The 15208-nt window shown below is 71.5% G+C and carries 10 protein-coding genes; 8 read left to right on the top strand and 2 right to left on the bottom strand.

Annotation, left to right across the window (positions count from 1 at the left end; all coding sequences use genetic code 11):
* Positions 1–50 precede the first annotated feature (50 nt).
* Entirely contained in the window at positions 51–1049 is a 999-nt protein-coding gene (locus JK359_RS32540) for an aldo/keto reductase (protein WP_201843275.1), read from the bottom strand.
* A 75-nt stretch (positions 1050–1124) separates the two neighbouring features.
* On the opposite strand from JK359_RS32540, the gene JK359_RS32535 reads away from it, so the two are divergent.
* From JK359_RS32535 to serA, 6 genes are all read left to right on the top strand, one after another.
* A complete protein-coding gene (locus tag JK359_RS32535; protein WP_201843194.1) occupies positions 1125–2087 on the top strand; it encodes a 2-hydroxyacid dehydrogenase in 963 nt (320 codons plus the stop codon).
* 388 nt (positions 2088–2475) lie between these two features.
* Positions 2476–5529, top strand: a complete 3054-nt coding sequence (locus tag JK359_RS32530) for a putative bifunctional diguanylate cyclase/phosphodiesterase (protein WP_201843193.1) — start codon at positions 2476–2478, stop codon at positions 5527–5529.
* Between the two features lie 243 nt (positions 5530–5772).
* The gene (locus JK359_RS32525) at positions 5773–7623 is read left to right on the top strand and encodes an acetolactate synthase large subunit (protein WP_201843192.1); all 1851 of its coding nucleotides are present in this window, start codon (positions 5773–5775) and stop codon (positions 7621–7623) included.
* Between the two features lie 21 nt (positions 7624–7644).
* Positions 7645–8169, top strand: a complete 525-nt coding sequence (gene ilvN, locus JK359_RS32520) for an acetolactate synthase small subunit (RefSeq protein WP_201843191.1) — start codon at positions 7645–7647, stop codon at positions 8167–8169.
* Positions 8170–8289: 120 nt separating this feature from the next.
* Positions 8290–9288, top strand: coding sequence for a ketol-acid reductoisomerase (gene ilvC, locus JK359_RS32515; RefSeq protein ID WP_201843190.1), 999 nt, complete (start codon positions 8290–8292; stop codon positions 9286–9288).
* 228 nt (positions 9289–9516) lie between these two features.
* Positions 9517–11106 (top strand): phosphoglycerate dehydrogenase, encoded by a 1590-nt coding sequence (serA, locus tag JK359_RS32510; RefSeq protein WP_201843189.1) that lies wholly within the window; start codon positions 9517–9519, stop codon positions 11104–11106.
* 125 nt (positions 11107–11231) lie between these two features.
* On the opposite strand, the gene JK359_RS32505 is transcribed toward serA, so the two are convergent.
* Positions 11232–12761 (bottom strand): MFS transporter, encoded by a 1530-nt coding sequence (locus tag JK359_RS32505; RefSeq protein ID WP_201843188.1) that lies wholly within the window; start codon positions 12759–12761, stop codon positions 11232–11234.
* Positions 12762–12858: 97 nt separating this feature from the next.
* On the opposite strand from JK359_RS32505, the gene JK359_RS32500 reads away from it, so the two are divergent.
* Positions 12859–13443: a TetR/AcrR family transcriptional regulator gene (locus JK359_RS32500; protein ID WP_201843187.1), complete on the top strand. Its 585-nt coding sequence runs from the start codon at positions 12859–12861 to the stop codon at positions 13441–13443.
* Between the two features lie 71 nt (positions 13444–13514).
* Positions 13515–15191, top strand: coding sequence for an FAD-dependent monooxygenase (locus JK359_RS32495; protein WP_201843186.1), 1677 nt, complete (start codon positions 13515–13517; stop codon positions 15189–15191).
* The last annotated feature ends 17 nt before the right edge of the window (positions 15192–15208 follow it).

The following is a 15208-nucleotide window of genomic DNA, read 5'->3' as shown; positions in this document are numbered from 1 at the left end:
GGACCCCTGGGCCTCGGGTTCCCGATCCCGGGAAAACGAGGGCGGGAACCTCAGTCCCAGGACCCCTGGGCCGCCGGCAGCCGGGACACCTCCGCCAGGTCCTTCCCGGTCAGCCGCAGCCCGGCGGCCGCCGCGTTCTGAGCGGCCCAGCGTTCCTGCTTGGTGCCCGGCAGCGCGATCACGTGGCGGCCCTGCGCCAGCGTCCAGGCCAGCGCCACCTGCGCCGGGGTGACGTCCTCGCCGTGCCGGCGGGCGATGCGCCGCAGACCGGCGACGATCGGCTGGTTGGCCGCCATCATCTCGGCGGTGAACCGGGGGTGGCGTGCGCGCACGTCGTCCGGTTCGAAGCCCTCGCCCGGGGTGAGCGTGCCGGACAGGAAGCCGTTGCCCAGCGGCATCGCCGCCAGGAAGCCCACGCCGCGCGCGGCGCACCACGGCAGCAGCGCCTGCAGCGCCTCCGGCGACCACACCGACAGCTCCGCCTGCACCGCGCTCACCGGGAACACCTGCTGCACCCGCTGCAACTGGCGCAGCGTGCCGTCGTACAGCCCCGACCCCGAGCGGCGGCCGCCGCGCGCCCCGACCGCGCACAGGCCGAGCGCCCGTACCTTCCCGGCCCGCACCAGGTCCGCCATCGCGCCCCACGTCTCCTCGACGGGCACCTCGGGGTCGGCGCGGTGCAGCTGGTACAGGTCGATCACGTCCGTCTGGAGCCGGCGCAGCGAGGCGTCACAGGCCCGCTTCACGTAGCCGGGGCGGCCGTTGGCCACGATGTGCTGCTCGCCCACCAGCAGACCCACCTTGGTGGACACGAAGGCGTCCCGGCGCCGTTCCTTGAGCACCCTGCCCAGCAGCAGCTCGTTGGTGAACGGGCCGTACATGTCCGCCGTGTCCAGGAGGTCCGAGCCCAGATCCAGCGCCCGGTGCACGGTTCTCACCGACTCCTCGCCCCGCTGCCGTGATCCGCTGTACGCCCAGCTCATGGGCATGCACCCGAGTCCGACGGCCCCCACCGCGAGTCCCCCCGCGCCGATCGTCCTGCGCTCCACCTGCTCGTGAACCTCCCTCTGACCGGCCACCAACCTAACCTCTGCACGCGCAGGCGCCTGACATAGCCTCCTCGCATGACTTCAGACGTGTGGCTTCCCCTTCCGCCCGAGGAGATCAAGGGACTGCCCGACGGCCCCCGGTACCTGTTCTGGGACGGGGGAGACGACGGTGACCAGCCGTTTCCCGGTGACCCCGCCGAGTGCGTCTTCTACGTGGTGCCGTACATGAAGCGGTGGCCGGTGAAGGTGCGTCCGCTGGAGCAGCTGACGAACGTCCGGGTCATCCAGACGCTCACCGCCGGCGTCGACGACATCACCGCACGGATGTCGGCCATCGCGCCGGGCGTGCAGCTGTGCAACGCGCGCGGGGTGCACGAGACGAGCACGGCCGAGCTGGCGCTCACCCTGACCCTCGCCGCGCTGCGCGGCATCCCCGGCTTCGTGCGCGCCCAGGAGAAGGAGCACTGGGAGGGCGTGTTCCGGCCTTCGCTCGCCGACAAGAACGTCCTCATCGTCGGGTACGGGTCCATCGGAGCCGCGATCGAGGACCGGCTCGCACCGTTCGAAGTCGCGCGGGTGGCGCGCATCGCGCGCTCCCGGCGCACCACGGCGCGCGGTCTTGTGCACCCGATCACCGATGTGCTTTCACTGCTCCCGGAAGCGGACGTCGTGATCCTCTGCACGCCGCTCACAGAGGCCACCCTGGGCCTGGTCGACGCCGGCTTCCTGGCGCGGATGAAGGACGGGGCGCTGCTCGTGAACGTCGCACGCGGGCCCGTGGTCGACACGAACGCGCTGCTGACCGAGGTGGAGACGGGCCGGATCACCGCCGCCCTGGACGTGACCGATCCGGAGCCGCTGCCGCCGGGACATCCCTTGTGGCAGGCGCCCGGAGTGCTGATCACCCCGCACGTGGGCGGGCCCTCCTCGGCCTTCCTGCCGCGCGCCGAGCGGCTGATCGCCGACCAGCTGACCCGGTTCGTGAACGGCGAGCCCCTGCGGAACGTGATCCTCACGACGGGCGCAAACGGGCGGTAATCCCGCTTCCAGGCACCCTCCGCAACCTTTCGGACGCGGGCCGTGCCCGCATCGCCGCTGGTCGTCACGGAGCGTAGAGAAGCTATGTCCCTGAGTGACGATCCTGGTGTATCGTCCCGGACAGGGGCTGCGCCGCTGACCGTTCGGCGCCGGGGATGGACAGTTGAGATCTGTGAGGGGGGCGACGGGCGATGCACGGCCTATGGACGAACGATCCGACGCGGCGGAGCCGCCGACGGCGACCCTGGCGGACGGCCGCGCGCCGGCGCGGCCATCACACCAGCCACCACAGTCAGCAGCACCGCAGGCACAGCGGCCGCCGCAGGCATGCGCATCCAGCGAGCCGGGACCGCCGGGACCCGGGAGCCGCGCGTACGGGGAGGCCCCGGTGAGCGCGCCGCCCTCGGTCACGAGCCCCCTCGACGGGGCCGTGCGCGCACCGCACCCGCAGCAGGCGCCGCCACGCCGGCCGACGGTCGGCGACAGCCCGCGCCTCGTGGAGCAGCTCGTGCTCGCCCTCGTCTGCGCGGCCTACGGTGCCGGAGCCGCGTTCGGCTGGGGCACCAAGGAAGTCGCCGACATCATGGGCGACTTCGGACTGAGCGCGGCGGCCGGCGCGGCCGCCGTCTCCTGCTTCCAGTACGCCCGTGGCTCGCGCGTCCGCTTCCGCTCGGCCTGGCTGCTGTTCGCCCTCTCGGCCACGATGACCTCCCTGGGCAACGCGGTCTGGGGGTGGTACGAGGTCGTCCTGGACGTCGACGTGCCCAGTCCCAGTTACGCGGACCTGTTCTTCCTGTGCTTCGCGCCGCCCGCCATCGTGGGCCTGCTGGTGCTCGCCAAGCGACCGGTGACGAGGGCGGGCTGGATCTGCCTGGGGCTGGACGCCTGGCTGATCGGCGGCTCGCTGCTCACCCTGTCGTGGAGCCTCGCCCTCGCCCAGACGGCCAGGTTCGACGGGGCCGGCGTGGCGCAGACCGCGCTGTCGCTGGCGTACCCGCTGCTCGACATCGCGCTGGTCAGCATGGTCCTCGCGCTGCACTTCCGGCGCGCGCCGGGCAACCGTACGGCGGTGAACACCGCGATCGGCGCGCTCGCGCTGACCGTCATGTGCGACGCGCTGTTCACCTCGCCGCTGCTGCACAGCAGCTACCGCTCCGGACAACTGCTGGACGCGGGCTGGTTCGCCGGTTCCCTGCTGCTCGCCTACGCCCCCTGGGCCACCCCCCGCAGCCGGGGCGCCCAGGACGCGGGTGCGGCGGACGGGCACACCCGCGTGGTCCACGAGCACGTGCCCGGGCAGCGGAGCACCGGCCACCAGTACGCCGCCCTGCCCGCGCCGGGCGGTGAACAGAGCCGGTACCCGGCGCCCGCACCGGGCGGCGAACACAGCCGGTACCCGGCCGGCCGGCCGCTCACCGGCTCCCTCGCGGCCCTCACCCCGTACCTCGCCGCAGCCGTGTGCACCCTGGGCATCCTGTACAACGTCCTCAACGGCCGCAGACCCGATCACGTCGTGCTGATCACCGCGGGTGCCGTGGTGCTGGCGCTCGTCATCCGGCAGGGCATCATGCTGCTGGACAACATCACCCTCACCCAGGAACTGGCGCAGAAGGAGAACCACTTCCGGTCCCTGGTGCAGGGCTCCAGCGACGTCATCATGATCGCCGCGCCCAACGGCATCCTGCGGTACGTCTCCCCGGCCGCCGCCGGGGTCTACGGCCGCCCCGCCGAGGAACTGGTGGGCACCGAGCTGGCCGGTCTCATCCACCCGGAGGACCTGGGCTGCGTGGTGCACGAGGTGCGCCGCTTCCTCGCCGCCAACCCGCTCGAGGAACCCACCACGCGCATCGAGTGCCGGTTCCGCTCGGGCGACGGCGGCTGGCTCAACGTCGAGTCGACCGTCAACCGCCACCACGGCGGGCTGATCTTCAACAGCCGGGACGTGACCGAAAGGGTGCGCCTGCAGGCGCAGTTGCAGCACAACGCCGAGCACGACCCGCTCACCGACCTGCCCAACCGCGCGCTGTTCACCCAGCGGGTGCAGCAGGCCCTGTCCGGCCGCCGCGCCAGCGACCGGGGTGCCGCCCTGCGCGGCACGGCCGTGCTCTTCATCGACCTGGACGGCTTCAAGGCGGTCAACGACACGATCGGGCACCAGGCAGGGGACGAACTGCTCGTGCAGGCGGCCCGCAGACTCCAGGAAGCGGTCCGGCAGGGGGACACCGCCTCCCGGCTGGGCGGCGACGAGTTCGCGGCCCTGATCGTCGGGGACGGCACCCGGGACCGTGCCGCCCGGGAGCGGAACATCCTGGAGCTCGCCGACCGCCTCAGGGTGACCCTCTCCCACCCGTACGCCATCGACGGCAACGATGTCCGGGTGAACGCCTCCATCGGCGCCGCCTTCGCCGAGCCGGGCCTCGGCGCGGGAGAGCTGCTGCGCAACGCCGACCTGGCGATGTACCGCGCGAAATCCGCCGGGAAGGGCCGGGTCGAGCTGTACCGGCCCCAGATGCAGCAGGACGTCGTCCGCAAGGCGGAGCTGGCCACGCGCCTGCGCGCCGCGCTGCACGACGGGGAGTTCACGCTGCTGCACCAGCCGGTGGTGTGTCTGCAGAACGGCCGGATCAAGGCGGTCTCCGCTCAGGCGCGCTGGCGTTCCTCGCAGGGGGTGCTGTTCACGCCGGCCGAGTTCCTGCGGGTCGCCGAGGACAGTGACAAGACCGCCGAGCTGGACCGCTGGATCCTCGAGGAGGCCGTGGAGCAGGCCGCCGAGCGGGCCGCCACCGGGGTCGTTCTGCCCGTGGCCGTCCGGCTGAGCGCCCGGCGGCTGCTGGACCGCTCGGCGCCGCTGGGCTCCGTGGAGGCGCTGCTCAGTCGGCACGGCCTGCCGCCGGGCGCGCTGGTCGTCGAGTTGTCCGACACCGATCCGCGGGTCTCCCTGGACGAACTGGAGCGCCGGCTGACCACGCTCAGCCGGCTCGGGGTGCGGATCGCGCTGGACGGCTTCGGCAGCGGCTACGCGGCCATCACGGCCCTGCGCCGGCTGCCCGTGGACATCCTCAGGCTCGACCGGAGCCTGATCGAGGGCGTGGTCGAGTCCGCGCGCCTGCACAAGATCACCAGTGGTCTGCTGCGGATCGCGGGCGACCTCGGGCTCCAGTCGGTCGCCGAGGGCGTGGACCTGCCGGAGCAGGTCGTCGCACTGCGCGCGATGGGCTGCACCCATGGGCAGGGCATGGCATTCGCCGGGGCGCTCGACGAGTACCGGCTGCGCCGGGCGCTCGGATCCGGCCATTACCCGGTGCCGCACGCTCCGGCGGAACCGGCGTTCGCGGGCAGCGCGCGCGAGCCGAACAGGGTGTACACAGGGGGTGTGCCCGCTGTTCTCGGAGGCGGCAGTGCCCTTCGTTCACATTCTGAGACTCCCGTCCCACCTACTTGACACGTGGTGCGTGCCGGGGGGAGGGTCAGTCCCATGCGCACCCGAATTCTCGTACTTGGACAGCGCGTCGGCTGAGCTGGGAACCACCGGAGGACGATCCGGAATCCCCAGCGACCTCCCCGGCGCGCTCCCCTCGCTTGCCTCCCGGCACGAGGGGTTTTTTGTTGCACGAGTGACTTTCGTGCAGCGTTTTGACTCCGCCCAAACCTCGCAAAAACCCTCAGCATCGAGAAGAGAATGCCGATGACCGAGCAGGCCACCGGGGCCCACCATCCGCAGCCGCGGCCCCGTTCCGGAGGACAGCAGTCCGCCCCCGTCGAGCACGTCACGGGTGCGCAGTCCCTCATCCGCTCCCTCGAGGAGGTCGGCGCGGACACGGTATTCGGCATTCCCGGCGGTGCGATCCTCCCGGCGTACGACCCGCTGATGGACTCCACCAAGGTCCGCCACGTCCTGGCCCGGCACGAGCAGGGCGCCGGCCACGCGGCCACCGGCTACGCGCAGGCCACCGGCAAGGTCGGCGTCTGCATGGCGACCAGCGGCCCGGGTGCGACCAACCTGGTCACGCCGATCGCCGACGCGCACATGGACTCGGTGCCGCTCGTCGCGATCACCGGCCAGGTCCCCTCCTCGGCGATCGGCACGGACGCCTTCCAGGAGGCGGACATCGTCGGCATCACCATGCCGATCACCAAGCACAACTTCCTCGTCACCAAGGCCGAGGACATCCCGCGGGTCATCGCGGAGGCGTTCCACATCGCCTCCACCGGCCGCCCAGGCCCGGTCCTGGTGGACATCTCCAAGGACGCCCTCCAGGCGCGGACCACCTTCTCCTGGCCGCCCGTGATGGACCTGCCCGGCTACCGCCCGGTGACCAAGCCGCACGCCAAGCAGATCCGCGAGGCCGCCAAGCTGATCACCTCCGCCAAGCGGCCCGTCCTCTACGTCGGCGGCGGTGTCCTCAAGGCCCGCGCGACGGCCGAGTTGAAGGTCCTCGCCGAGCTGACCGGGGCCCCGGTCACCACCACCCTGATGGCGCTCGGCGCGTTCCCCGACACCCACCCCCTGCACGTGGGCATGCCCGGCATGCACGGCAGCGTCTCCGCCGTCACCGCGCTGCAGAAGGCCGACCTGATCGTCGCCCTCGGCGCCCGCTTCGACGACCGGGTCACCGGCAAGCTGGACAGCTTCGCCCCGTACGCCAAGATCGTCCACGCGGACATCGACCCCGCCGAGATCGGCAAGAACCGCGCGGCCGACGTGCCGATCGTGGGCGACGCCCGCGAGGTCATCGCCGACCTGGTCCAGGCCGTGCAGAAGGAGCACAGCGAGGGCCACAAGGGCGACTACACCGCCTGGTGGAGCGACCTCAGCCGCTGGCGCGACACCTACCCGCTCGGCTACGACCAGCCCGAGGACGGCTCGCTCTCCCCGCAAGCGGTCATCGAGCGCGTCGGGCAGCTCGCGCCCGAGGGCACGATCTTCGCGGCGGGCGTCGGCCAGCACCAGATGTGGGCCGCGCACTTCATCAAGTACGACAAGCCCGCCACCTGGCTGAACTCCGGCGGCGCCGGGACGATGGGCTACGCGGTCCCGGCCGCCATGGGCGCCAAGGCCGGTGCCCCGGACCAGACGGTCTGGGCGATCGACGGCGACGGCTGCTTCCAGATGACCAATCAGGAACTGACCACCTGCGCCCTGAACAACATCCCGATCAAGGTCGCCATCATCAACAACGGCGCCCTCGGGATGGTCCGCCAGTGGCAGACCCTGTTCTACAACCAGCGCTACTCCAACACCGTGCTGCACAGCGGCCCCGACGACGTCAACCCGGAGGCCAAGGGCACCCGCGTGCCGGACTTCGTGAAGCTGTCCGAGGCCATGGGCTGCGTGGGCCTGCGCTGCGAGCGCCCGGAGGACCTGGACAAGGTCATCGAGGAGGCGAACTCGATCAACGACCGCCCGGTCGTCATCGACTTCATCGTCCACGAGGACGCGATGGTGTGGCCGATGGTCGCCGCCGGCACCTCCAACGACGAGATCATGGCCGCCCGGGACGTCCGCCCCGACTTCGGCGACAGCGAAGACGACTGAGCGAGAGAGACGAAGAAGACCATGTCCAAGCACACGCTCTCCGTCCTGGTGGAGAACACACCGGGCATCCTCGCCCGGATCGCCGCCCTGTTCTCCCGCCGTGGCTTCAACATCGACTCGCTCGCGGTCGGTGTCACCGAGCACCCCGACATCTCCCGCATCACCATCGTGGTGGGCGTCGAGGACCTGCCGCTGGAGCAGGTCACCAAGCAGCTCAACAAGCTCGTCAACGTGCTGAAGATCGTCGAGCTGGAGCCGGGTCAGGCCGTGCAGCGCGAACTCGTTCTGGTGAAGGTCCGTGCCGACAACGAGACCCGGTCCCAGATCGTGGAGATCGTGCAGCTGTTCCGCGCCAAGACCGTCGACGTCTCCCCGGAGGCCGTGACCATCGAGGCCACCGGTTCCGGCGAGAAGCTGTCCGCGATGCTCAAGATGCTGGAGCCGTACGGCATCAAGGAGCTGGTCCAGTCCGGCACGATCGCGATCGGCCGTGGAGCCCGTTCGATCACGGACCGCTCGCTGCGCGCGCTCGACCGATCTGCGTAAGGCTGAAACCGGGCGGCCGGTGGAGCGCCGGTCGCCCGTATGCCGAGACCCCGAAACTTCCTTCCCGCCCACCGTCATACGGTGGGACGCACAACCTGCACACCAAGGAGAGAACCCAAAGTGGCCGAGCTGTTCTACGACGCCGACGCCGACCTGTCCATCATCCAGGGCCGCAAGGTCGCGGTCATCGGCTACGGCAGCCAGGGCCACGCCCACGCCCTGTCGCTGCGTGACTCCGGTGTGGACGTGCGTGTCGGTCTGCACGAGGGCTCGAAGTCCAAGGCCAAGGCCGAGGAGCAGGGCCTGCGCGTGGTGACCCCGGCCGAGGCCGCCGCCGAGGCCGACGTCATCATGATCCTGGTCCCGGACCCGATCCAGGCCCAGGTCTACGAGGAGTCCGTCAAGGACAACCTCAAGGACGGCGATGCCCTGTTCTTCGGCCACGGCCTGAACATCCGCTACGGCTTCATCAAGCCCCCGGCCGGCGTCGACGTCTGCATGGTCGCCCCGAAGGGCCCGGGCCACCTGGTCCGCCGTCAGTACGAGGAGGGCCGCGGCGTCCCGTGCATCGCCGCCGTGGAGCAGGACGCCTCCGGCAACGCCTTCGCGCTCGCCCTGTCGTACGCCAAGGGCATCGGCGGCACCCGCGCCGGCGTCATCAAGACCACCTTCACCGAGGAGACCGAGACCGACCTGTTCGGTGAGCAGGCCGTCCTCTGCGGTGGTACCGCGGCCCTGGTCAAGGCGGGCTTCGAGACCCTGGTCGAGGCCGGCTACCAGCCGGAGATCGCCTACTTCGAGTGCCTGCACGAGCTGAAGCTGATCGTCGACCTCATGTACGAGGGCGGCCTGGAGAAGATGCGCTGGTCCGTCTCCGAGACCGCCGAGTGGGGCGACTACGTCACCGGTCCGCGCATCATCACCGACGCCACCAAGGCCGAGATGAAGCAGGTCCTCGCCGAGATCCAGGACGGCACCTTCGCCAAGAACTGGATGGACGAGTACCACGGCGGTCTGAAGAAGTACAACGAGTACAAGCAGCAGGACTCCGAGCACCTGCTGGAGACCACCGGCAAGCAGCTGCGCAAGCTGATGAGCTGGGTCGACGAGGAGGCGTAAGCCTTACGGCAGGGGCCGGGACGGACTGTCCCGGCCCCTGTTGTCCACCCCGTCCAGCCCCACTCGAGTGATCCTTACGCCGAGGCGTAATGCGATCCCCGCCCCGCCACTAGACTGCTGCACAACAACGCGTCAGGCCCACAGCGTCGTGCGTCTTCCGCGGCTAGCCCCCCTCCACCGCCTGCGGCCGTCGGGACGGCCGTCCGCATCGCACATGTGAGGACTCACGTGAGCTCGAAACCCGTCGTACTCATCGCTGAAGAGCTGTCGCCTGCCACCGTCGACGCACTCGGTCCGGACTTCGAGATCCGGCACTGCAACGGCGCGGACCGCGCCGAACTGCTGCCGGCCATCGCCGAGGTGGACGCGATCCTGATCCGCTCGGCCACCAAGGTCGACGCCGAGGCCGTCGCCGCCGCGAAGCGGCTCAAGGTCGTCGCGCGGGCCGGTGTCGGCCTGGACAACGTCGACGTCTCCGCCGCCACCAAGGCCGGCGTGATGGTCGTCAACGCGCCGACCTCGAACATCGTGACCGCCGCCGAGCTGGCCTGCGGTCTCCTCCTGTCCACCGCCCGCAACATCCCGCAGGCCAACGCCGCGCTGAAGAACGGCGAGTGGAAGCGCAGCAAGTACACGGGCGTCGAGCTGGCCGAGAAGACGCTGGGCGTCGTGGGTCTGGGCCGCATCGGTGCCCTGGTCGCGCAGCGCATGTCCGCGTTCGGCATGAAGGTCGTCGCCTACGACCCCTATGTGCAGCCCGCGCGGGCCGCCCAGATGGGCGTCAAGGTGCTGTCCCTGGACGAGCTGCTCGAGGTCTCCGACTTCATCACCGTCCACCTGCCCAAGACCCCCGAGACCCTCGGCCTCATCGGCGACGAGGCGCTGCGCAAGGTCAAGCCGAGCGTGCGCATCGTCAACGCGGCCCGCGGCGGCATCGTGGACGAGGCGGCGCTGTACGCGGCGCTGAAGGAGGGCCGCGTCGCCGGCGCCGGCCTCGACGTGTACGCCAAGGAGCCCTGCACCGACTCCCCGCTCTTCGAGCTGGACCAGGTCGTGTGCACCCCGCACCTGGGCGCCTCCACCGACGAGGCGCAGGAGAAGGCCGGTATCGCCGTCGCCAAGTCCGTCCGCCTCGCCCTCGCCGGCGAGCTGGTGCCGGACGCGGTCAACGTCCAGGGCGGTGTCATCGCCGAGGACGTCAAGCCGGGTCTGCCGCTCGCCGAGCGCCTCGGCCGCATCTTCACCGCGCTCGCCGGTGAGGTGGCCGTGCGGCTGGACGTCGAGGTCTACGGCGAGATCACCCAGCACGACGTGAAGGTGCTGGAGCTGTCCGCGCTCAAGGGTGTCTTCGAGGACGTCGTCGACGAGACGGTGTCGTACGTCAACGCCCCGCTGTTCGCGCAGGAGCGCGGGGTCGAGGTGCGCCTGACCACCAGCTCCGAGTCCGCCGACCACCGCAACGTGGTCACCGTGCGCGGCACGCTGGGCACCGGCGAGGAGGTGTCGGTCTCCGGCACGCTGGCCGGCCCGAAGCACGTCCAGAAGATCGTCGCGGTCGGCGACTACGACGTCGACCTCGCGCTCGCCGAGCACATGGTCGTCCTGCGCTACGAGGACCGTCCGGGTGTCGTCGGCACCGTCGGCCGCATCCTCGGCGAGGCGGGGCTGAACATCGCCGGCATGCAGGTCGCCCGTGCCCGCGCGGGCGGCGAGGCGCTGGCCGTGCTCACCGTCGACGACACGGTGGCCGCGGGCGTGCTGGCCGAGGTCGCCTCCGAGATCGGTGCGACGTCCGCCCGCTCGGTGAACCTGGTCTGATTCCGGGCCCCTGCCCACCGGACCCGGTGGGCCGGACCTGCTCGACCACACGAGAACGCGCAAGAACGCCGGAGGGGCTGACGGCAGTCAGCCCCTCCGGCGTTCTCGTGTGCTGTTGCTCGCCCCTACGCGTCGTCCCCGGCCCCGGCCTTGCGCAGGCTCACCGCCGCGCCCGCCGCCGCCAGCGCCGTCACGACCGCCCCGGCGATCGCCGCGGCCTGGAAGCCGCTGGTGAACGCCTCCCGGGCCGTGGCGAGCAGGGACTCACCGGCTCCGCCGGGCAGCCGCGCTGCCGTGACGAGGGCGTCGCCGAGGGTCTCGCGGGCCGCGGCCGGAGCGGTGGACGGCATCTCGTGGCGGTAGACCGCCGTACCGATGGAGCCGAGGACCGCCATGCCCAGCGCGCCGCCGAACTCGGTGCCGGTCTCCAGCAGCGAGGAGGCCGAGCCCGCCCGCTCCACCGGGACGCTGCCCATGGCCAGGTCGACCAGCTGGGACGTGATCGCGACCATTCCGCAGGCGAGGACCCCGGCCCCGGCCAGCACCAGCCACAGCGAGTCGGTGCCGATGAGGGCGAGCATCGCGTAGCCGGCCGTCATGGCCGCGAAGCCGCCGGCGACGACGTGGCCGCGGTTGACGCCCCGCTGGACGAGCTGTGCGGTGACCGGACCGGCGAAACCGATGAACACCGAGGGCAGCAGGCTCCACAGGGCCGCCGCCAGCGGGCCCTTGCCGAGGACCGACTGCAGGTACTGCGTGGTGAAGATGGCCGAGCCCAGCATGGCGAGGGCGGCGACGAGGTTCAGGACCAGTGCCGGGGCGAAGCCGCGGCCCTTCAGCAGGGCCGGCGGGATCAGCGGGGAGGCGCTGGTGCGCTGGCGGTGGACGAACAGGGCGGCGAAGAGCAGGCCGACGGTGACCGAGACGACGTACAGCGGGTGCCAGCCCTCGGACGGGATCTCCTTCAGGCCGTAGATCAGGGGCAGCACGGCGGCCATCGACAGCGGAACGCTCAGCCAGTCGAACCGGCCGGACTCAGGGCTCTTCGACTCGGGCAGCAGGATCGGGCCGAGGGCCAGCAGCAGCACCATCGCGGGCAGGTTGACCAGGAAGACCGAGCCCCACCAGAAGTGTTCGACCAGGATGCCGCTCATCACCGAGCCGAGGGCGATGCCGCCGGTCATCACGCCGGACCACAGCCCGATCGCCTTCGCCCGCTGGGCCGGGTCGGCGAACAGCGTGCGCAACAGGGCCATCGTGGACGGCATCAGGGTGGCGCCGCCGATGCCGAGGATCGCGCGGGCCGCTATCAGGGTCTCGGCGCTGTCGGCGTAGGCCGCGAGGAGTGAGGCTCCGCCGAAGGCCGCGGCGCCTGCCAGGAGGAGCTTGCGGCGGCCGATGCGGTCGCCCAGGGCGCCCATCGTGATCAGCAGTCCGGCCAGGACGAAGCCGTAGATGTCGAAGATCCACAGCTGCTGCGTGCCGCTGGGGTGCAGGTCGGCGCTGATCGCGGGGGTCGCGAAGTACAGGACCGACACGTCCATCGAGACCAGGAGCAGGGGCAGCATCAGCACACCGAGCGCGGTCCACTCGCGGCGTCCGGCGCGGACGGGGGCGCTTGCGGCGCCGGGGGTGGTGCTCGTCGAGTTCGTCATGCCGAGAACTGTACGAGCGTCTTACACGCTTGTCTAGAACGCTTGTATAAGTCATGCGTCTAGGACGGTTGTATGGATCGAGGGTTAGGCTGGGCGCATGGGACACCGTGAGGATCTGCTCGAAGGCGCCAAGCGCTGCCTGCTGGAGAAGGGCTTCCTGCGCACGACCGCGCGGGACATCGTCAAGGAGTCGGGCACCAACCTGGCGTCGATCGGCTACCACTACGGCTCGAAGGACGCGTTGCTGGTCAAGGCGTACATCTCGCTGATCGAGGCCGTGGGGGAGAACTTCGACCCCGGCCTGGGCGGGGAGATGACCCAGCCCGGGGGCTCGCTCGAGCGCTTCCAGGAGGTGTGGGGCACCATCATCCGCACCGTCCCCGAATCGCGGGCGATCTGGCTGCTCAGCTTCGAGCTGATGTTCCAGGACGAGCGGATCGTGGAGGTGCGCAAGCTGCTGGCCGAGGCGCAGAAGGAGGGGCGTACGGGGCTCGTGTCGCTGTTCAGGGGCGTCCCGGAGGCCGACCTCGACGAGGACGAGGCCGAGACCGAGGGCCGTCTCTACCAGACCCTCCTCAACGGCCTCATGGTCCAGTGGCTCTTCGACCCGGACTCCGCGACCACCGCCGAGCAGCTCACCGAGGGGCTGCGACGGGTGATCCAGGGCGCCGCGAAGCACTGACGCGCCGCCGCACCTCCCCGGCGCACCGACGCGCGGTTGCGGCCGGCCGGCGGCCGCGGAACAGTGAGCCCATGAGCCGGACCGCAGCCGCTCGGACCCGGTCGGAGGCGTCCTTGCCCGAGGCGGACACGGCGGTGCTGATCGTCGGCGGCGGACCGGCCGGGCTCACCGCCCGGGCGCTGCTGGCCCGTTGGGGCGTACCTAGTCTGCTGGTGGAGAGACACCGGCAGCTGTCGCCGTTCCCGCGCTCCCGGCTGGTGAACGTGCGGTCGATGGAGATCTTCCGCCGTCTCGGGCTCGCCGAACGGATCGCCGCCCGCGCGTTCGCCCCCGAGTACGGCCGGGTCCGCTTCCGCGACACCCTGCACGGTCCCGACTTCGCCACCGCGGCGATGGCCGGCGTCCGTGCGCCGGTGCCGGAGAGCCCCGTGACCGGCGTCGTCACCTCGCAGGACCGGCTGGAGCCCACCCTCCTCGGCGCGGCGGACACACCCGTGCGCTTCGGGACCGGACTCATCGGGCTCACCGAGGAGGCCGACGCCGTCGTGGCCTCGCTCGCCGGCCGCCGGGGCGGTGCCGGGACCCGTGTCCGGGCCCGGTACGTGCTCGCCGCGGACGGCGCGAACTCCACGGTCCGGGGGCTGCTGGGGATCGGCACCACCGGGCCGGGCGAACTGGGCGGCTTCACCACCGTCGTGTTCGACGCCGACCTCGGCCGCTGGTGCGCCCGGCAGCCCGCCGGGGTCTACTTCACCCCGCACGGCTCCATCGCCCCGCTCTACCCCGAGGGGGGCTGGGCCTGGTTCGGGCCCACGCCCGAGGACGCCCCGCACGCCGACTGGTCCGCCGTCGTCGAGCAGACCCTCGGCCCCGGTGCCGGCGTACGGCCCGAGGTGGTGCGCGTCCAGCACTGGGTGATGAACGCGTTCGTCGCCGACCGCTTCCGGCACGGCCGGACCCTGCTGGCGGGCGATGCCGCGCACGCGGTCCCGATCATCGGCGGTCTCGGCATGAACGCGGGCGTCGCCGACGTGCACAACCTCTGCTGGAAACTGGCGGGGGTGCTGCGCGGCTGGGCGGACCCGGGCCTGCTGGAGACCTACGACACGGAACGCCGGCCCGTCGCACACGCGACGCTCCGCCAGGCGGTGGCCAACGCCCGGCTCATGGGCCGGGTGCAGAGCCGGCGCCACGAACAGCTACGGACCGGCGAGGCGGACGCGAGTCCGGCCGAAGTCCCCTGGTCCGAACGGTACTTCGCACAACTCGGCCTGGTGCTGGGCGTCACCTACCGCTCCACCGCCGTTCTCCCCGGCCCCGACACCCGCGGGCCGGTCCACCCGCCGGACGCGGACCAGGACACGGCTCCGGACGCGGACCAGGACACGGCTCCGGACGAGGACGCGTACGCGAACGCGGAGTACGTTCCCACCGCCGCCCCGGGCCGTCGTATGCCGCACCTCTGGCTCGGCCGCGGCCGTTCCACGCTCGACGTCTGCGGCGAATGGTTCACCCTGCTCACCCCGGATCCCGCTCCCTGGGCGACAGACCCCGGCGACTCCTGGCCGCTGCGCATCGAGCCCCTCCCGAAGGAGCACACCGGCCCCTGCGGCCTCGGCCCGCAGGGGGCGCTCCTCGTCCGGCCCGACGGCCACATCGCGGCCAGCTGGCCCGAGCCCCCGCCCGGCGACGACGTCCTGCGTCAGACCCTCGCCACGCTCACCGGTGCCCGCCCCGCCGGACGGTGAGACCCGGGCCGGTCACA

The organism is Streptomyces actinomycinicus, assembly GCF_016741775.1.
Lineage (GTDB): Bacteria > Actinomycetota > Actinomycetes > Streptomycetales > Streptomycetaceae > Streptomyces > Streptomyces actinomycinicus.
Note: the sequence above shows the minus strand (reverse complement) of the source record. Positions and strands in the feature narration are given on the sequence as shown.

Bases quoted from the DNA above. Each gene is read 5' to 3' on its own strand.
- JK359_RS32525 (WP_201843192.1), top strand. From the start codon at position 5,773: ATGACCGAGCAGGCCACCGGGGCCCACCATCCGCAGCCGCGGCCCCGT.
- ilvN (WP_201843191.1), top strand. From the start codon at position 7,645: ATGTCCAAGCACACGCTCTCCGTCCTGGTGGAGAACACACCGGGCATC.
- JK359_RS32505 (WP_201843188.1), bottom strand. From the start codon at position 12,761: ATGACGAACTCGACGAGCACCACCCCCGGCGCCGCAAGCGCCCCCGTC.
- JK359_RS32495 (WP_201843186.1), top strand. From the start codon at position 13,515: ATGAGCCGGACCGCAGCCGCTCGGACCCGGTCGGAGGCGTCCTTGCCC.
- JK359_RS32535 (WP_201843194.1), top strand. From the start codon at position 1,125: ATGACTTCAGACGTGTGGCTTCCCCTTCCGCCCGAGGAGATCAAGGGA.
- JK359_RS32500 (WP_201843187.1), top strand. From the start codon at position 12,859: ATGGGACACCGTGAGGATCTGCTCGAAGGCGCCAAGCGCTGCCTGCTG.